This is a genomic window from Leisingera sp. ANG1, assembly GCF_000203975.2.
Classification (GTDB): Bacteria; Pseudomonadota; Alphaproteobacteria; order Rhodobacterales; family Rhodobacteraceae; genus Leisingera.
In genome coordinates, this window is sequence record NZ_AFCF02000009.1 from 468,475 (window position 1) to 486,208 (window position 17,734).

Below are 17,734 nucleotides of genomic sequence, written 5' to 3' on the forward strand. Positions count from 1 at the left end.
TGCCCTTTCAGTCTGCCTCCGCCGCAGCATTTGCGCAAGCAGGCGCTGCATAAAATCACTTCATTGAAACAAAACAGCCGCCCCGGACGGGCGGCTGCAATTCACGCTGTATGCAATTCTCAGATCGGGTCGCCGAAGGTCGATCCCTTCTTGAATGGGCCAGTTGCCACATTGCGCGGGAGGTCACTGTTGCAGACCGGCTTGCCGTCAGGCGTGCGCCGCAGGTCTGCATAACCTTCCAGGCCATCATCGATGATCCAATGCTCGCAGCCTTGGGGATCGACCCAAATACCAGCTTCGAGATTGGACAAATGTTGAGACTTGCCATCAGCGACATGACCGTCGGTAGTCTTGTTAACCGCCGGAGTACAGGCGGAAACACCTGCGACTGCGGCAAGGAGAACGGCTGCTTTCACTGTTTTCATCATCCCTCTCCCTCAGCGCAGGCAGTAAATTTCGACGCGGCGGTTTTGCGCCATGTTGGCCGCGCTGGTGTTGGGCACCCGCGGGTCCCGTTCACCATAGGCACGGACATCATTGATCCGGGCGCCAACCGATCGGGCAACCTGGGCCACAGCATTGGCACGGCGCTCTGAGAGGCGAATATTGTATTCATCGGAAGCGCGGCTGTCGGTGTGGCCCGCGATCACAAAGGACCGTGCACCATTCGACCTGGCCTGCTGGAAGAATTCGCCCAGCCGCTGCCGGCCGGCGGCATTGATAAAATGCTTGTCAGTGGCAAAGAATTGATCGGTCGGCATCACACCGCAGATTTTCCCGCGGCGGCAGACAGGCTTGCCGTCCGGAGTCACATGCGGCGTCATGAACCCCTCGGCCCCGTCATCCATCACCCAGTGCTCGCAGCCGTCCGGATCAACCCAGATCGTGGGCACATAGCGTTCGCCCTTGATCGTGCGCTGCCCGGTTTGCGCGCTGGCAGGCGCGGCAGCGATGCTGAGCGCAGCCGTGGCAGCGGCAGCCAGCGCCATCGCATTGTTCAGTTTGAGTATCATCACAACCACAATTCCTTTACCTAAAGTTCCCCCCAGGGTGTTGCCGCGCACAAGCGGCCACCGTTCAGGCCATAAGAGCCAAAATACCTGATAGGGACCGCGTATACATGCTAATTTTATTAATATTCCGCGCAAATTAGGCACCCACCACGAACACTCAATGAATTTTTGAAAAATTGTTTACAAGAGCAAAGCAATGAAGAATCGCCTGAATAAGGCGGCCTGTCACGAGAGGACGGTCCACGAAAAAGCCGCCAATGGATTCGGCCGAAATCCTGCTGATTAGCCGATCAGTTCACCAGCAAGAGAATTGGCGCCGGAAGACACGATCCGGACCCGCGCAAGATCACCAACCTGACGGCTGCAATCAGCAACATGAACAGCGTGCAGATAATCGGACTTGCCAACCATTTGACCCGGCAGGCGGCCTGCCTTCTCAAACAGCACACCAACCTCTCTGCCCACCATGCTGTCCTGAACCTCGCGCTGCTGCCTGGTGAGCAGGGCCTGCAAGCGCTGCAGCCGGTCATCTGCTGCCGCCGGGTCGACTTGCGCGCGCTCTGCAGCCGGCGTGCCGGGACGGGTCGAGTATTTGAAGGAATAGGCGGTGCCGTATTTCACCTCCTCAACCAGATCCATGGTGGCCTGGAAGTCTTCCTCGGTCTCTTCCGGGAAGCCAACAATAAAGTCTCCGGAGATCAGGATATCCGGACGCGCGGCTCGAATGCGCTCGATCAGCCGGATGTAGCTTTCGGCGGTATGTGAGCGGTTCATCCGTTTGAGGATCTTATCGGACCCTGCCTGCACCGGCAGATGCAGATACGGCATCAGCTTGGCGCAAGTGCCGTGCGCCTCAATAAGGTCGTCTTGCATATCATTGGGGTGCGAGGTGGTGAAACGGATCCGTTCCAGACCGTCGATTTTGTCCAGCTCCCAGATCAACTGTGCCAGGGTCAGGTCGCCGTTGGGACCGGCGCCGTGGTATGCATTCACGTTTTGGCCCAACAGGGTGATCTCACGCACGCCGCGCTCCACCAGGTCTTGTGCCTCACGCAGGATGCGGTCCGCAGGGCGCGAGACCTCGGCTCCACGGGTGTAGGGAACAACACAGAAGGCACAGAATTTGTCGCAGCCCTCCTGCACCGTCAAAAACGCGGTTGGGCCGCGTTTGGCCTTGGGCCGGTTCTTGAGCTTTTCGAATTTGTCTTCCTCGGGGAAATCGGTGTCCAGCACCTTTTCCCCTTCACGCGTCTTGGCTTCCATTTCCGGCAGCCGGTGATAGCTTTGGGGGCCAACCACCAGATCGACCAGCGGCTGACGGCGCATGATCTCTTCGCCTTCGGCCTGGGCAACGCAACCGGCAACACCGATCTTCAGGTCCGGTTTTTCAGCCTTGAGCCCCTTGAAGCGGCCAAGTTCGGAATAGACTTTTTCAGCCGCTTTTTCCCGGATGTGGCAAGTGTTGAGCAGGATCATGTCGGCGTCATCTGCCGATTTGGTCTCCACGTACCCCTCACCGCCCAGCGCCTCGGCCATACGTTCGCTGTCGTAGACATTCATCTGACAGCCATAGGTCTTGATAAACAGCTTCTTCGGGGCGCTCATGCGGGTCAGCCTTCCAGCCAGGGTGGGTAAACAGCGGCTTGCAATACAGGCAAATGCCGTTGCTTGCAATGCAGCGGGATTTACCCGATTTTAGCAGCAAAGGCCAGAAAGGCAGGGCAGACCGGCATGATGTATTCTTCGCTGCAGGATTTCCTGAAAGAGGGCAAGCCGCTGCTGGCCAAAGGGCCGGTTGCACTGGTTTTCATCGAAGACGAGGTGGAAATCGCCACCACCCTGCGGCACCATTTGCAAAGCGGCTTCAAGGCGGTCGTAGCACTGATGCCGGATGCCTTTGACCTGCCGCAGGATGTGCGTGCAAGAGTCCACCGAGTCCCCTTTGATTGCGGGCCTGAGGGGGCGGTGACCAGCGCCGTCAATGCTGTCATTGCCAGCGCGCAGCCGGGCTGCTGGCTGTACTACTGCTACAATGCGGAATACCTCTTCTATCCATTCTGCGAATCCCGAGGCATCGGCGAGATGCTGACATTCCACACCGAGGAACGCCGCGATGCGATGCTCACCTATGTCATAGACCTTTATGCCGGCGATCTGACTGAGAGCCCCACAGCGGTATCGCTGGAGAAGGCCTATCTCGACAAGTCAGGCTATTACGCACAGTCACGCAAGGATCCGGAAACGGGTCATCCGCGTGAGCGGCAACTGGATTTCTTTGGCGGTGTGCGCTGGCGCTTTGAAGAGCACATTCCAGCCGCCAGCCGCAAGATCGACCGGATTTCACTGTTCCGCGCTAAGCCTGGCCTGCATCTGCAGCCGGATCACACCTTCGACAATCAGGAATACAATACATACGCTTGCCCCTGGCACCATAATCTGACCGCCGCGGTCTGCTCCTTCCGCACTGCAAAGGCTCTCAAGCGCAACCCTGGCTCCACTTTTGATATCGAATCTTTCCGCTGGCATAACTCGGCGCCATTTGAATGGCACTCGCGCCAACTACTTGACCTAGGGTTGATGGAACCAGGTCAGTGGTTTTGAATGGGCCGGATAGCCGAAGGTTTCGCACCCCGCATTATGAAGAAGCCAATCACAGAGAGTTTCGCCTGGTACCGCATGGTCCAGCGGCCAAACTTCGGCTGTTGCTCCTCAATTTGGCAGGTGGTTTGGATCCGCAGGAGCACGCCAAGTGACGCTCTGCATAGCAACTTGCAGCTGTGAGGATGCTTCCTCAGACGGCAGCTGAGCGAAGGCAGAATGCAACAATTGATGAGCAGGCAAGCCGCGCGCCTGCCACCAGGCTAACCTGCTTGCAGCGGCTTTCGCTCCGCTTGCCAATCACGGGCCCATGCCAGGAACCGCTTGCGGTCCATTGGGCGTCCAAAGGCATAACCTTGCAGGATGTCAGCGCCGATTTCAGAAAGAACCTCCGCCTCGCCGGCGGTTTCCACCCCCTCTACAACCGCTGCCGCTCCGGCGCTGGCGGCCATCTCAATCAGTCCGCGCATCAAGTCGCGGCGGGCCGGCTTGCAATCAATGCCTGTCGTGAACATGCGGTCGATTTTCAACCTGTCGGGCTTAAGCGCCAGCACCCCTGCGATGCTGGCATGTCCGGTTCCGAAATCATCAATCTCAATGCCGATACCCATCGCCTTAAGAGCGTCAATCTGCTTGCCATAATCGTCATTAACATGATCAAGAAAAACCGTCTCAAGAAGCTCGAAGGCGAGGCCGCTTGCCGGGATGTCCGTGCGCTGCCGCAGCTCCTCGATCAGACCGGGGTGGCCAAGCCGCTCTGCAGAGACATTCACTGAGATACTGGGCAGAGCAACGCCCTGTTGCTCAAACTCCCAGTAGGCGGCCAAGGCGATATCCAGCACCCGCCGGTCCAAGTCCGCCAGCATGTTCACCTCCCTGGCGATCGGCACAAAGACGTCAGGGCCGACAATGCCGCGGCGGGGGTGGTTCCAGCGCGCCAGGGCCTCGCACCCTGCTAGCACCCCTGTTTTCCCGTCGATCTGCGGCTGAAAAGTGACTTCAATCTCGTTGTTCACGAACGCCTGTTTAAAGTCCCGGATGAGGTCCATCTTCTCATCATGTGCAGACCCGATAGAGGCGGAGTATGCGTTCACGCAGGATCGCCCGTCGGCCTTCGAGGCATACAGCGCCAAGTCAGCCCGCCGCAGCGCGGACAGCAGGGTTTCATGCGGTTCGCTAAGAGCAAAACCAATGGACGCCCCGACCTGGAGATCGGCATCCTTGTATCTTACCGGCTGAAGCAGCTCGAACAGAAGATCCGAGCAGAACTCAAATGCCTCCGCTTCGCTGCCGGCAAACTCCATCAGCATCGCAAATTCGTCCCCGCCGATACGGAAAGCAAAGTCGCGCCCGGCGTGGATCTTACCGGAAATCCGCTGCGCCGCGTGTTCCAGAACCAGATCACCGGCCTCATGCCCGTAAGTGTCATTGATCTCTTTGAACCGGTCCAGGTCCAGCGCGACAACCATTGTGCCTGCCTGCTGATCCGCCGCCGGAGCGGACGCAATTTCCTCCAGGTGCTTGCGGTTTCCCAGCCCAGTGAGCTTGTCATGCCGGGCCGACCAGGCGCTTTCCTCCTGCGCCTCCCGCATCGCCTCAAAGGCCTCTTCCGCCAGCACCCGGCTCATCCGTTCTTTGCGGATCGAGTCCACACGCAGGCTGATTTCATCTTCGACCCGGTCCAGCACACGGTTGTAACGGAACGCCAGCACTCCCAGATCAGTGGACCGTTCGACACGCACTCGGCTGCTGAAAGACCCGGACCTCTGATGCCGCTTCATCTCCTCCAGCATTTCCAGCAGCGCATTGCGCTGGTTGTTTTCAGCCAAGTTCAACCCCCGCACCTCGTCTCTGGGACGCGCTCGCAGCAGTCCAGCAGCTTTGAGAATTATAGCAAGCGGAACCGTGCACGAGATAACCCAGGCTGCTACAGCAGAAGCCCCCAAGGCCTGAATTCCGAGCTGGCCCAGCCTGCTCCCGGCAGGGAGCAGCTCCAGCGGGACCGTGAATGCCACCGCGAGCGTGCCGACCAGCCCGGCTGCCAGATGTACCGGTACCGCGCCCACCACATCATCAATTTTCAGTGCATCCAGAATGTCCCGTGCGACGATCACTGTCACCGAACCGACGCCCCCTATCAGGAAGGCCATCGGCCCTGTCACAAGATGGATACCCGCGGTTCCTGCCACCAGCCCGCCGAGAAAACCGTTGACCAGGATTTCAGCCCGGACACAACGGAACAGCCCTAGACCTATGATTATGCTGGCAATTCCCGCTCCCGCTGCCGACAGCATAGTGCGGGCGATCACCGGACCCACATTTGTGCTGAAAGCCAAAGCTGAGCCGCCGTTGAACGCGCCCCATCCGACCCACAGCAACAACCCGCCAAGGGTCACGAGGGAGATGGAGTTCTCTTCGAAAAACCGCTTCTTCGGCCCATAGCGGCCCAGCCGCGGCCCCAAGAGAACGACTGCCACCAGCGCTGTCCAGCCTCCGACACTATGCACCACTGTCGCGCCGGCAAAGTCGATGAAGCCAGCCTGCCGCAACCATCCGGCCTCATTCCAGACCCAATGCCCGGCAACAGGATAAATAAAGGCCCCGAGCATCACGGACATCACTAAGTAGCCCAGAAACCTCTCCCGCTCGGCCACGGCACCGGACACAATCGTTGCAGCTGTGGAAGCAAAAGCCATCTGAAACAGGAAAATTGCGGCTGAATGGCCTGCGGAGTTGTCGAGCTGTGGCCAGAAGCCGCCGGTCCCGAACAGGCCACCCAAGCTGGGGCCAAACATCAGACCGAATCCGGTCAGCCAGAATGCAGTGCTGACCACGCAGACATCTGACAAGTTCTTGAGTGCGACATTTGCTGCATTCTTTGCCCGTACCGTGCCGGATTCCAAGCATAGAAACCCAGATTGCAGCACAAGCACAAGAAGCGCGGAAAACAGTATCCAGACAGCGTCGGCCTCAGACATTAAACAACCCCAAGATTAAAAATAACACTCGCTAAAGACGTATATTAAATATCAGACGTCAAAAATTGGTTTCCATGATTTAGCACAGCTCAGGCCGGCCCTGGACTTCTGTGTTCATTTTTACTTGCCGGAATTCCACCCAGGCGCTTCCCGCACAAATCCGGCACCTGGCGCCGCTTAAGTTGCGGCAAATGGCAGCTCCACCCAACTCCCGGACGGCCGTGGGCAGCCACGCAACTAACGCCCGCCTTTGCACCGGCAAAGCGCTGCTGTACATGCGAAAGGCGGGCTACCAGCCGGCAATCACAAGGAACTTATGGAAACAAAGAGGAGACACCTATGCCGACCGCGCAGGGCTCCCTACAAGCCTATTTGTCCGCACTACGCCAAGAGCTTGCCGACAGGGCACCGGCGGCCAAAAGTTCACCACGCGAATCGTGAATTTGCCCGCCAAGTTGGCAATCGCGAAAAGGGTAGCAGCACTTGAAACCCCGAGATCATTTCAAAAAAGAAGACCCCAGTGCATCCAGAAACTGCCTACCCTTTACCGTATGCGAGACCCAAAACTATGGGCAATTTGCGCAAAAGTATGGGTCAAAAACACGCTTTTGGGCGATCCTACAACGGCCTCAGAAATCCAGATTTTCCACGCTAAGGGCGTTCTTCTGAATAAACTCCCGGCGCGGTTCCACCACATCGCCCATTAGCTTGGTAAACAAATCGTCCGCTTCGACCATATCATCAATACGGACCTGCAGCAGCGTGCGGGCATCCGGATCAAGTGTAGTTTCCCAAAGCTGATCGGGGTTCATTTCGCCCAACCCCTTGTAGCGCTGCAGAGTAAGGCCCTTTTCGCCCTCTTCCAGAATCGCCTGCAAGAGGCCCAGCGGGCCATGGATCATCTGGCTGCGGTCGCGGCGGACCAGTTGGGCGGTGGTGCCGTAAACTTCCTGCAGGCTTTTGGTGAAACTGCCAGTCTTGCGGGCTTCGCCCGAGCGCAGCATCGGGCCATCCAAGGTACGTACTTCCTCGACTCCGCGCAGGATGCGGGCCAGGCGGATCCCGTGGTCCTGGGTGATCCGGCCCTGCCAGCCGCGTTCATATTCCAATGCGATCAGGTCCAGCCGTTGGGCAACTTTGTCGGCCACGCCCTGCAGGTCGGAATCCACGGCACCGGGTACAAAGGCGCCGGCCACGGCAGCCTGCTCCAGGATGTGGCGCGGGTAATGGGTCGGGAAAGCATCCAGCACGCGTTTGAGCTGCCGCGCCTCGTCCACTACGCGAGTGAGGTCGGCACCGGCCATTTCAGACCCGTCGCCCAGTTTCAGCACCGCGCCATCGACGCCCTGGTTGATCAGGTAATCGTCCAGCGCCGCCTGATCCTTGAGGTAGACCTCTGACTTGCCGCGCGCGACCTTATAAAGCGGCGGCTGGGCAATGTAGAGGTAACCGCCCTCGATCAGCTCAGGCATCTGGCGGTAGAAGAAGGTCAGCAGCAGGGTACGGATGTGGGCGCCGTCGACGTCGGCGTCGGTCATGATGACGATCTTGTGGTAGCGCAGCTTCTCGATGTTGAATTCATCACGGCCGATGCCAGTACCAAGCGCCATCACCAGATTGCCGATTTCCTGAGAGGACAGCATCCGGTCAAACCGCGCACGCTCCACGTTCAGGATCTTGCCGCGCAGGGGCAGGATGGCTTGGGTCATCCGGTCCCGCCCGGTTTGGGCGGAGCCGCCGGCCGAGTCACCCTCGACCAGGAAGACTTCAGTCTTGGAAGGGTCTTTCTCGGAGCAGTCCTTGAGCTTACCGGCTAGGTAGTTCACGTCCATCGCGGTCTTGCGGCGGGTCAGCTCGCGCGCTTTGCGGGCAGCTTCGCGGGCCAGAGCGGCCTCGACAATCTTGCCGACGATCTGCTTGGCCTCGTTCGGGTTTTCCTCGAACCATTCGGCCAGCTTTTCACCCATCAGGCTTTCGACCACCGGGCGCACCTCGGAGGACACCAGCTTGTCTTTGGTCTGGCTGGAGAATTTCGGGTCCGGCACCTTGACCGACAGAACACAGGTCAGCCCTTCGCGAGCATCGTCGCCGGTGAAAGAGACCTTCTCTTTCTTGGCGATGCCCGACGTCTGCGCGTAGTTGTTGATGGTCCGGGTCAGCGCACCGCGGAAGCCCGCGACATGAGTGCCTCCGTCGCGCTGCGGAATATTATTGGTGAAGGGAAGCACCGTCTCGTGGTAGCTGTCATTCCACCACATGGCAATCTCGACGCCGATGTCGTCCTTCTCCCCCACGATGTAGACCGGAGCGTCCATCACCGGGGTCTTGTGCCGGTCAAGGTATTTGACGAATTCCTTGACGCCGCCCTCGTAGAACAGCTCCGCCGAGAGCTTCTCTGCCGGGCGCTCATCCTCCAGAATGATCCGCACACCGGAGTTCAGAAAGGCCAGCTCGCGCAGTCGCTTTTCCAGCGTCTCAAAAGAGTATTCCAGGTTCGAGAATGTATCGGTCGACGCCATGAACCGGACTTCGGTGCCGGTCTGGTCACCACAATCGCCGACCACTTCCAGATGCTTAACGGTATCGCCGCGTTCAAACCGCGCCACGTGCTCCTTGCCGTTGCGCCAGATGCGCAGCTCCAACCAGTCAGACAGCGCGTTCACCACCGACACGCCCACGCCGTGCAGGCCGCCCGAGACCTTATAGGAGTTGCTGTCAAATTTACCACCAGCGTGTAGCTGGGTCATGATGACCTCGGCTGCCGAAACGCCTTCCTCGGCATGAATATCCACCGGAATGCCGCGGCCGTTGTCGCTGACGGAGACGCTGGAATCCGCATGAATTTTCACGGTTACATGGTCAGCGTGGCCTGCCAGCGCCTCGTCGATGCCGTTGTCCACGACCTCGTACACCATATGGTGCAGGCCCGAGCCGTCATCCGTGTCCCCGATATACATGCCAGGGCGCTTGCGAACCGCCTCCAACCCTTTGAGAACCTTGATGGAATCCGCGCCATATTCTGCGGGGGCCTGCTCGTTTCCGGACATTCACATCTTCCTGTTTTAGCTTCGGGATTTTATACGAAACCCGGGGAGGAATGTCACGAGCAAGCCCCCTTTTTTCATGGGCCCGTCAGGCGATTACGCACCCAGCGCCCCGAGTTCCGCCGCTGTGCGTAGCCAGGCTTTGCGCTCCTCGCTGCTTGACCCCTGCAAAGCGCCGAAATGGCAGGTCTCAACCGGGTCAATTCCGACAAAATTCAGGATCTGGCGTTCCACCTGAACATGCGCGGCATTGTCGTAGTATTGCGCCATCAAATCGGGCGGCGTGTCTGACGCAATCAGGACCCGTCCTGACTTTCCCGTCAACAGCGGCTTGGGCAGGCCATCGGTGACAATGCGGGGATCAAAGGTGCGGCCGGGCAGCAGGATCCGGTCGAACAGCCCCTTCAATTTACCCGGCATGCCGCCCCACCACAGGGGAAAGGCAATGACCACATGGCCCGCCCATTCGAAATCCGAAAGCACCGCCTCAATTTGGGGCTCCAGCTTCTTTGCACCGGAGAACCCGGCCTGCCCGAAATCCGAATCGAACTCCAGCTGCGACAGATTGTGCATGCGCACGTCATGACCGGCGCCGCCAGCGGCAGACGCATAGCTGCCGCACAGCGCCCCGGTAAAGGTATTGGCAGCCGGGTGGCCGTTTAGAATCAGGATTTTCCGGGCAGACATTTCACTCTCCATTGGATAAGTTGACCATGGTCACTTTATTGAATCAAAAATGACCGCGGTCAATTATAAAAATGACCGCGGTCAAAAAATAGCTTGTGAGGCTGATAATGACGCGTGCACCGCAGAAACGGCGGCTGGAAACCAGGGCAAGACTGCAGGAGGTGGCAGCCACCATCGTGCAGGAGCAGGGCTACAGCGGATTGCGGGTGGAGGATGTGGTCGCCCGCGCCGGTGTGGCCAAAGGCACCCTGTTTTCGCATTTCAAGGACAAGGACGGGCTGCTGGCCGTGCTGATCGGGGATGAGGTCATGCGCCTGCTGGACGGGATGGAGGCAGGGGACCCTCCCCAGGATGCGGATGAACTGACCGCCCGACTGGCGCCGCACCTGGACTACGTCGGCCAGGACCGGGTGATCTTTGATCTGCTTTTGCGCTACTCCGGCACCACAGCGGCGGAACCGGATGAGGTGGTCACCGCCAGTTTCATCCGGCAGGTCACGCTGCTGACGCGCTGGCTGCAGGTTCTGCAGACGGCAGGCCAAATTCGCCAGGATCAGCCGCCGGAACTGCTGGCAGAAGGCATTCAGGCCTTCCTGAACCACGTCCTGGGCGTGTGGTTTTGCATGGAACACGATGATGAAACGCCGCCTGCCCGGGCGCTGGCGCCATACCTGCAAGCCTGGCTGCAGCCCGCCCCTTAGGTGAAGGGAATCACCAGCCCGACACAGATCAGCAGCCCGCCGGACACCAGGTTGATCCGCCGCCGGATCCGGGTGGAGGTTACCGCCCGGCGCACGCGGTGCACCATCCCCGCCAGCGCCAGGTTGCCCAAAAGCGGAACCAGGAAGGACAGGGTCACAATTGCAGCGATGTCGCTCCCGGAGATGCCCGACAGGTCAAAGAACCCGGGCAGCACGCCCATGTAGAACAAGATCGCCTTGGGGTTGCCGAGGATCACCGCGATACCGGCCATGAAACCGGCCCAAATGCCGGGACGGGTCAGGGCGCGGTTTTCCTCCACCGCGTCGCCGGCATGGCGGATCAGCAGATACCCCATGCCCAGGAACATCGCGCAGGCCACCCAGCGCAGCACGGTCATGATGCCCTCGATCTCCGAAACCACCCAGGACATGCCCGCAACTGCAATCAGCGGCCAGAAGATGTCGCCGCAGGCGACGCCAACCGCCAGCGGCCAGGCCGCTGGGAACCCGCCGGAAACCGAGCGCGCCATCAGGGCCAGCCACACCGGGCCGGGGGTCAGGAACAGGATCAGCAAGGCCCCGGCATAAAGCGCCAGGTCCCAGGGCGTAACGGTCATTTCTGGGAAACCTCCGATACGCCCTCGTTTTCCGACACTTCCAGCACCTGCGCCCGGCCGCCCAGCTCCGTAAACAGCTCTGGGCCGGTGCCTGTCATCCAGGCCTGGGTGCCAAGCGCGCAGATCTCATCATACAGCGCAGCGCGGCGGCCCGCATCCAGATGCGCCGCAACCTCATCCAGCAACAGAATCGGCGGCGCGCCCTCGCGCTCGGCCAGCGCCCGCGCATTGGCCAGAATCAGCGACACCAGCAACGCCTTCTGCTCTCCGGTGGAGCAGTCCTTGGCCGGGATGCCCTTGGCGCGGTAAGTGCCAATCAGATCGGTGCGGTGCGGCCCTACCAAGGTACGGCCTGCGGCCAGATCGCGGAACCGGCTTTCCTCCAGCGCCTCTTTGAAATCAGCCTCCGAGAACGGCATGCTGCCCTCCGACTGCAACAGTTCCAGCTCCGCAGCCGGAAAGGCGGTCTCCGCCTCGGCCTGTGCCAGCTGCAGCAGCTCCACCGCCTGCACCCGGGCCGCATGAATCCGGTGCCCGGCGGCAGCCATGCGATCCTCCAGCACCCGGTACCAGGCTGCATCGCGGATCTGTTCCTTCAGCAGCCGGTTGCGCTCGCGCATTGCCTTCTCATACGCCAGCGAGGCCTCAGCATGACCCGGCTCGAAACTCAGCGCGATCCGGTCCAGAAACCGCCGCCGCCCCTCTGCAGCCTCAATCCACAGCCGGTCCATTGCCGGAATCAGCCACACCACGCGCGCCACTTGCCCCAGCGCCAGTTGGCTGGCGGACTTGTTGTCGATCTTCACCTGCCGGGCATTACCTCCCTCGGACCAGGTTTCCACCTCGTAAGCCTGCGACGGCGCCTGCAGCTCGCCTCTCAGCTTCCAACCCAAAGCCTCTGGCTGGCGCGCCATATCGGCGGCACTGGCCCGGCGCAGGCCGCGGCCCGGGGAAAACAGAGACACTGCTTCCAGGATGTTGGTCTTGCCCGCGCCGTTGTTGCCGTGAATGGCCACCGGACGCCCGTCCAAACGCAAATCCGCCCGCAAATGCGAGCGGAAATGGGAAAGGGTCAATGCGGTCAGAGCCAGCATGAAGCGCGCGCCCTTTTTCTTCTTTGCAAAATTACTCGCGCTGCAGGCATCGCCGTCAGGCGATCAAACCCGCATCGGCATCACGACGTAAACGGCGCTTTCGTCGTTGCCTTCGCGCATCAGGGTCGGATCGCCGGAGGAGTTGAACATGAACACGGCGTTTTCGCGGTCCACCTGGTTGGCGATTTCCAGCAGGTACTTTGCGTTAAAGCCGATTTCCAGCCGCTCGTCGTTGTAGGCGACGGCCAGCTCTTCCTCCGCCGCACCGCTGTCGGGCGCGTTCACCGACAGGATCAGCCGATCCTCTTCCAACTGCAGCTTCACCGCGCGGGAGCGTTCAGAAGAAACAGTGGCAACCCGGTCAACAGCCTGTGCGAACTCGGCCGCGTCCACTTCCAGGCGGCGGGTGTTTCCGGCCGGGATCACGCGGGTGTAGTCGGGAAAGGTCCCGTCGATCACCTTGGAGGTCAGGGTGATATTCGGGGTGGCAAAGCGCACCTTGGTTTCAGAAACCGAGACCGCGATATCCATGTCGTCATCATCCAGCAGCTTGCGCAGCTCGCCCACGGTCTTGCGCGGCACGATCACGCCGGGCATGTCCTCGGCACCCAGCGGCAGCTCCGCGTCGATGCGGGCCAAGCGGTGGCCGTCGGTGGCCACGGCGCGCAGAACCTTGCCGCCATCCCCCGACGAAACATGCAGGTAGACACCGTTCAGGTAATACCGGGTCTCCTCGGTGGAGATCGCGAATTTCGACTTGTCGAACAGGCGGCGCAGCACCGCGGCCTTGGCGGCAAAGTTCGAATGGTATTCCGACGAGGCCATCACCGGGAAATCCTCGCGCGGCAGAGTCGCCAGAGAGAAATTGGAGCGCCCGGCCTCGACCGCCAGACGGCCGGTTGCGGCATCGGCGGTCAGGGTGACCAGCGCACCATCAGGCAGCTTGCGGACAATCTCGTGCAGGGTGGTGGCAGCGACGGTGGTCGCGCCGGCGCGTTCCACCTGCGCGGGGGCCTTGTCGACCACCTCGATATCCAGGTCGGTGGCGCGGAACTGGACGCTGTCGCCTTCGGCTTCGATCAGCACATTCGCCAGGATCGGAATGGTGTTGCGGCGCTCGACCACAGACTGCGCCTGGGCCACGGCCTTGAGAAGCGTGCCGCGTTCGATGCTGATCTTCATGTCCCAAATCCTCTTCGTCAGGCGCCCGTGTCACATGCCGGGACAAGCAACCTACCTGTTTACCCCTGCCGCACAAGGCTTTTTATGGATTTCTCCAAGGGAATTCAGGCGGGGTCAAGAGGGGCTGAACGGCTAGGCCGTGAAACCGGGGGAAACGTTGCAGCAGAACCCGGGTCTGTCCCCGCGGGGACAGCAACGAAAAACGCCCCGGCACAAGGCCGGGACGCGATACGGGCAGGTGAATGCACTGGAGAGGTGCTTAGGCCTTCACCCGCTCCGATTTCGGATCGTACATCGGCTTGAGCGAGGCTTCCGCCTGCACCTTCACGCCGCAGACGTCGATCTCATAGGTCGAACCCAGCACATCCGCCGCGCTTTCGCCCTCGCAAGGCACATAGCCCATGCCGATGGCGGCACCCAAGGTGTGGCCGTAGTTGCCGGAGCTGAGATAGCCCACATACTTGCCGTCGCGGATGATCGGTTCGTTGTGGAACAGCAGCGGCTCGGGATCGGTCAGCTTGAACTGAACCATGCGGTTCTTGGGGCCGCTCTCCTTGCGCTCCAGCACCGCGGCCTTGCCGATGAAGTCGTCCTTGCCGGTGGCAACCGCAAAGCCGAGCCCTGCGTCGATCACATTGTCCTCGCAGGTGATGTCGTGGCCGAAGTGGCGGAAGCCCTTCTCGATCCGGCAGCTGTCCATCATGTGCATACCGCAGAGCTTGAGCCCCATATCCTGGCCCGCCTCCCAGAGGGTTTCGAAGGCATGGCCGGACATTTCCGCCGGGATATAGATTTCCCAGCCAAGCTCACCCACATAAGTCACCCGGTGCACACGGGCGAGCCCCATGCCAAGTTCGATCTCTTGCGCGGTGCCGAAGGGGTTCACCTCGTTGGAGAAATCATTGGGCGACACTTTCTGCAGAAGTTCACGGGAGTTCGGACCCATCACGGCCAGCACGCCCTCGCCTGCGGTCACATCGGTGAGCACGACGTTGAAACCGCCCTTGTTGCGCATCATCCAGGTCTGGTCGGCGAGGCGGGTCACCGCGGGAGTCACCACCAGATAGACAGTCTCGCTCAGGCGGGTGACGGTCACATCCGCCTCAATCCCGCCGCGGCTGTTCAGGAACTGGGTGTAGACGATCTTGCCCGCCGGAACCGAGACATTGGCACCGCAGATGTAGTTCAGGAACTTTTCGGCATCCGGGCCTTCAACGCGGATCTTGCCGAAGGAGGACATGTCGTACATGCCGACGTTTTCACGGACAGCGCGATGTTCAGCGGCGGAGTTTTCAAACCAGTTCTGGCGCTTCCAGCTGTACTGATACTCGCGCTCTTGGCCGTCGTTGGCAAACCAGTTGGCGCGCTCCCAGCCGCCGATTTCGCCGAATACGGCGCCCTGTTCCTTAAGGTGATAATGGAACGGGGTGCGGCGCACGCCGCGAGCAGTGGCTTTCTGGCGGTAGGGAAAATGGTCTGCATACAGCAGGCCCAGGGTCTCTTTTGAACGCTCGAACAGATAGTGCTTGTTACCCTGGAACGGGTGCATACGGGAGATGTCCACATCGCCGAGGTCAAACGGCTTCTGGCCGTCTTCCATCCACTGCGCCAGCGCCATGCCGGCGCCGCCTGCGGACTGGATGCCGATCGAGTTGAAGCCTGCGGCAACCCAGAAGTTGTCCATCTCCGGCGCCAGGCCAAGGTGGTAGGCGTCGTCCGGGGTAAAGGATTCCGGGCCGTTGAAGAACGTGTGAATACCGGCCTCCGCCAGCATCGGCATCCGGTTGCAGGCGGCCTCCAGGATCGGCTCGAAGTGGTCGAAGTCCTCGGGCAGCTGGTCGAACTCGAAGCTGTCGGGGATGCCGTTCATCGCCCAGGGTTTGGCGTTGGGTTCAAAGGCACCCAAAAGGATCTTGCCTGCGTCTTCCTTGTAGTAGGCGCATTCATCCGGCACCCGCAGCACCGGCATCTGGGACAGGCCTGCGATGCCTTCGGTCACGATGTAGAAATGCTCACAGGCGTGCAGCGGCACGTTGACGCCTGCCATGCGGCCGACCTCGTGGCCCCACATGCCGGCACAGTTCACCACCATGTCGGCTTCGATGTGGCCTTGGAACTGGCCATCATCGCTGGCCCAGTCGACACCGGTGACGCGGCGGCCGTTTTTGGAGATGCCGGTGACCTTGATCCGTTCCTTGACCAGCGCGCCGCGCTGGCGGGCGCCCTTGGCCAAGGCCAGCGCGATGTTGGCCGGGTCCGCCTGCCCGTCGGTCGGCAGCCAGACACCGCCGGTCACGCCGTCCAGATTGATGTGCTCGTAGCGCTCCTTGACTTCCTTGGGCGACAGTTCCTCCACCGGCACGCCAAAGGCGCGGGCCATTGCGGCGTTGCGATAGAGTTCTTCAAGCCGTTCGTTGGTCAGCGCCGCGGACACCGAGCCGACCTGGCGCATGCCGGTGGCGACGCCGGTTTCTTCCTCAAGCCCCAGGTACAGCTCCGCCGAATAGCGGGCGAGCTTGGTCATGTTGGAGGAGGCGCGCAGCTGTCCGATCAGGCCCGCGGCGTGCCAGGTGGTGCCGGAAGTCAGCTGCTTGCGCTCCAGCAGCACCACATCCTTCCAGCCGAGCTTGGTCAGGTGATAGGCCACCGAACAGCCGATCACGCCGCCGCCGATAATCACCACGCTGGCCTTGTTGGGAAGATCGCTCATGTCATCGCTCCTGAATGAGGGTTTGCGCCTGATTATCACGAACAGGCGGCGCAAAATGCATCAAAAACGTCAGACTCCCGGAGCTATTCTCCGGCCTTTAGGATTTTTTCCGAACCATCCTCGCCCAGTCGGCGGCGCTTGCGCAGAGCAAAGGGAGTAATGCCGAAGAAGCTCTTGTAAAGACTGGAGAACCCATTGGGAAACCCACAGGCAAGACCGATCTCGCGGACGCTCATGGTGGTATTGAGCAACAAGTTGTTGGCCTTGGAAAGCCGCATTTCCCGATAAAACCCATTGGGAGTGGTCCCCAGGAAAGTCTTGAACTTGCGCTCCAGCGAGCGGGTGGAGATGCCTAGCTCCCCGACGATGTCGCTGATCGGCACCGGTTCCTCGATGTTGTCCTGCATGATGCGGATGCAGTGGTCCAGATCGCTGTCTCCGGTGATGGTCGGCTTGGCGCCGGCAAAAGGCTGCAGCGAGGAGAAATCGCGCACCTGTTCGTGCAGCATGATGTTGCCCACGGTCATCTGCGCCGCAGCAGAGGTCAGCCTGCCGACCAGCGCCAGGATGATATCGACGGTGGACCCCATGCCAGCGCAGGTCACCACCAGCCCGTCCTCGCTGGCCAGCGCGTGGCTGGAATCGTTCAGCCCCATCCGCTCGCGCAGCAGGGCGGAGTTTTCCCAATGAGTCGTCAGCCGCCCGGCGGCGCCACCCTGGTCACGGATATAGCGCGCCGCGGCCTCGGCCAGCAGGTAGACCTTGATATCGCGGCAGGTGTAGCTGGAAATCACCCGTCCCAGGCTGAGGCCTGGATGGTCCGGGTCCGAGTTGCCAAGGAAGAAGGCAAAATCCGCGTCCGGCTTGGCCGCGAAGGGTTCAGTATCCACGCTTAGGCCCGCCCGGCAGCCCACCCGGCCGCCCTGCAGTGAGCGGACGGTCCATTTGAACGGCGGCTGGGCCAGCACGCGGTTGGCGATCCGCAGAACCTCCAGGATCGCCGACATCTCGATCAGTACGAAGCCTTCGGTGACGATGATGTCGATGTGCCAGACCCGGGCCGGTTCTGCCGCTTTGAGTTTTTCCGGAGCTGCCATGCTGATCCCCTCC

At 60.7% G+C, this 17,734-nt stretch carries 13 protein-coding genes; 2 read left to right on the top strand and 11 right to left on the bottom strand.

Going from position 1 to position 17,734, the window contains the following annotated elements; translation table 11 throughout:
• Window positions 1-119: 119 nt before the first annotated feature.
• From GC1_RS18485 to miaB, 3 genes are all read right to left on the bottom strand, one after another.
• Window positions 120-425, bottom strand: coding sequence for a hypothetical protein (locus tag GC1_RS18485; protein ID WP_029204965.1), 306 nt, complete (start codon window positions 423-425; stop codon window positions 120-122).
• Window positions 426-437: 12 nt separating this feature from the next.
• Complete coding sequence (locus GC1_RS18490) at window positions 438-1,013, bottom strand: OmpA family protein (RefSeq protein WP_029204964.1); 576 nt, start codon at window positions 1,011-1,013, stop codon at window positions 438-440.
• A gap of 282 nt (window positions 1,014-1,295) precedes the next feature.
• Window positions 1,296-2,618, bottom strand: a complete 1,323-nt coding sequence (gene miaB / locus GC1_RS18495) for a tRNA (N6-isopentenyl adenosine(37)-C2)-methylthiotransferase MiaB (RefSeq protein ID WP_019297659.1) — start codon at window positions 2,616-2,618, stop codon at window positions 1,296-1,298.
• Window positions 2,619-2,744: 126 nt separating this feature from the next.
• Here miaB and GC1_RS18500 point away from each other — a divergent pair, with 126 nt between their 5' ends.
• Window positions 2,745-3,614, top strand: a complete 870-nt coding sequence (locus tag GC1_RS18500) for a hypothetical protein (protein WP_029204963.1) — start codon at window positions 2,745-2,747, stop codon at window positions 3,612-3,614.
• A gap of 260 nt (window positions 3,615-3,874) precedes the next feature.
• Here the strand turns inward: GC1_RS18500 and GC1_RS18505 are convergent, their stop codons facing one another.
• From GC1_RS18505 to GC1_RS18515, 3 genes are all read right to left on the bottom strand, one after another.
• Window positions 3,875-6,589 (bottom strand): ammonium transporter, encoded by a 2,715-nt coding sequence (locus tag GC1_RS18505; protein WP_019297657.1) that lies wholly within the window; start codon window positions 6,587-6,589, stop codon window positions 3,875-3,877.
• Window positions 6,590-7,218: 629 nt separating this feature from the next.
• Window positions 7,219-9,636, bottom strand: a complete 2,418-nt coding sequence (gene gyrB / locus GC1_RS18510) for a DNA topoisomerase (ATP-hydrolyzing) subunit B (protein WP_019297656.1) — start codon at window positions 9,634-9,636, stop codon at window positions 7,219-7,221.
• A gap of 93 nt (window positions 9,637-9,729) precedes the next feature.
• On the bottom strand, window positions 9,730-10,320 hold the full coding sequence (locus GC1_RS18515; protein ID WP_019297655.1) for an NAD(P)H-dependent oxidoreductase: 591 nt from the start codon (window positions 10,318-10,320) through the stop codon (window positions 9,730-9,732).
• A gap of 107 nt (window positions 10,321-10,427) precedes the next feature.
• On the opposite strand from GC1_RS18515, the gene GC1_RS18520 reads away from it, so the two are divergent.
• Window positions 10,428-11,021 (top strand): TetR/AcrR family transcriptional regulator, encoded by a 594-nt coding sequence (locus tag GC1_RS18520; RefSeq protein ID WP_019297654.1) that lies wholly within the window; start codon window positions 10,428-10,430, stop codon window positions 11,019-11,021.
• Here GC1_RS18520 and GC1_RS18525 read toward each other — a convergent pair.
• The 5 genes from GC1_RS18525 to GC1_RS18545 all read right to left on the bottom strand — a co-directional run bounded on the left by GC1_RS18525 (window position 11,018) and on the right by GC1_RS18545 (window position 17,721).
• Window positions 11,018-11,638, bottom strand: coding sequence for a LysE family translocator (locus tag GC1_RS18525; RefSeq protein WP_019297653.1), 621 nt, complete (start codon window positions 11,636-11,638; stop codon window positions 11,018-11,020). The genes GC1_RS18520 and GC1_RS18525 overlap by 4 nt on opposite strands.
• Window positions 11,635-12,732: a DNA replication/repair protein RecF gene (gene recF, locus GC1_RS18530; RefSeq protein WP_019297652.1), complete on the bottom strand. Its 1,098-nt coding sequence runs from the start codon at window positions 12,730-12,732 to the stop codon at window positions 11,635-11,637. The genes GC1_RS18525 and recF overlap by 4 nt, the downstream gene beginning before the upstream one ends.
• 63 nt (window positions 12,733-12,795) lie before the next feature.
• Window positions 12,796-13,914: a DNA polymerase III subunit beta gene (gene dnaN / locus GC1_RS18535; protein WP_019297651.1), complete on the bottom strand. Its 1,119-nt coding sequence runs from the start codon at window positions 13,912-13,914 to the stop codon at window positions 12,796-12,798.
• A 259-nt stretch (window positions 13,915-14,173) separates the two neighbouring features.
• On the bottom strand, window positions 14,174-16,624 hold the full coding sequence (locus GC1_RS18540) for a GcvT family protein (protein WP_019297650.1): 2,451 nt from the start codon (window positions 16,622-16,624) through the stop codon (window positions 14,174-14,176).
• A gap of 83 nt (window positions 16,625-16,707) precedes the next feature.
• Window positions 16,708-17,721 (bottom strand): GlxA family transcriptional regulator, encoded by a 1,014-nt coding sequence (locus tag GC1_RS18545; protein WP_019297649.1) that lies wholly within the window; start codon window positions 17,719-17,721, stop codon window positions 16,708-16,710.
• Between the last annotated feature and the right edge of the window lie 13 nt (window positions 17,722-17,734).

Coding starts and splice junctions, on each gene's coding strand:
- GC1_RS18540 (WP_019297650.1), bottom strand. CDS start 16,624: ATGAGCGATCTTCCCAACAAGGCCAGCGTGGTGATTATCGGCGGCGGC.
- GC1_RS18505 (WP_019297657.1), bottom strand. CDS start 6,589: ATGTCTGAGGCCGACGCTGTCTGGATACTGTTTTCCGCGCTTCTTGTG.
- miaB (WP_019297659.1), bottom strand. CDS start 2,618: ATGAGCGCCCCGAAGAAGCTGTTTATCAAGACCTATGGCTGTCAGATG.
- dnaN (WP_019297651.1), bottom strand. CDS start 13,914: ATGAAGATCAGCATCGAACGCGGCACGCTTCTCAAGGCCGTGGCCCAG.
- recF (WP_019297652.1), bottom strand. CDS start 12,732: ATGCTGGCTCTGACCGCATTGACCCTTTCCCATTTCCGCTCGCATTTG.
- GC1_RS18500 (WP_029204963.1), top strand. CDS start 2,745: ATGATGTATTCTTCGCTGCAGGATTTCCTGAAAGAGGGCAAGCCGCTG.
- GC1_RS18525 (WP_019297653.1), bottom strand. CDS start 11,638: ATGACCGTTACGCCCTGGGACCTGGCGCTTTATGCCGGGGCCTTGCTG.
- GC1_RS18515 (WP_019297655.1), bottom strand. CDS start 10,320: ATGTCTGCCCGGAAAATCCTGATTCTAAACGGCCACCCGGCTGCCAAT.
- gyrB (WP_019297656.1), bottom strand. CDS start 9,636: ATGTCCGGAAACGAGCAGGCCCCCGCAGAATATGGCGCGGATTCCATC.
- GC1_RS18485 (WP_029204965.1), bottom strand. CDS start 425: ATGAAAACAGTGAAAGCAGCCGTTCTCCTTGCCGCAGTCGCAGGTGTT.
- GC1_RS18545 (WP_019297649.1), bottom strand. CDS start 17,721: ATGGCAGCTCCGGAAAAACTCAAAGCGGCAGAACCGGCCCGGGTCTGG.
- GC1_RS18490 (WP_029204964.1), bottom strand. CDS start 1,013: ATGATACTCAAACTGAACAATGCGATGGCGCTGGCTGCCGCTGCCACG.
- GC1_RS18520 (WP_019297654.1), top strand. CDS start 10,428: ATGACGCGTGCACCGCAGAAACGGCGGCTGGAAACCAGGGCAAGACTG.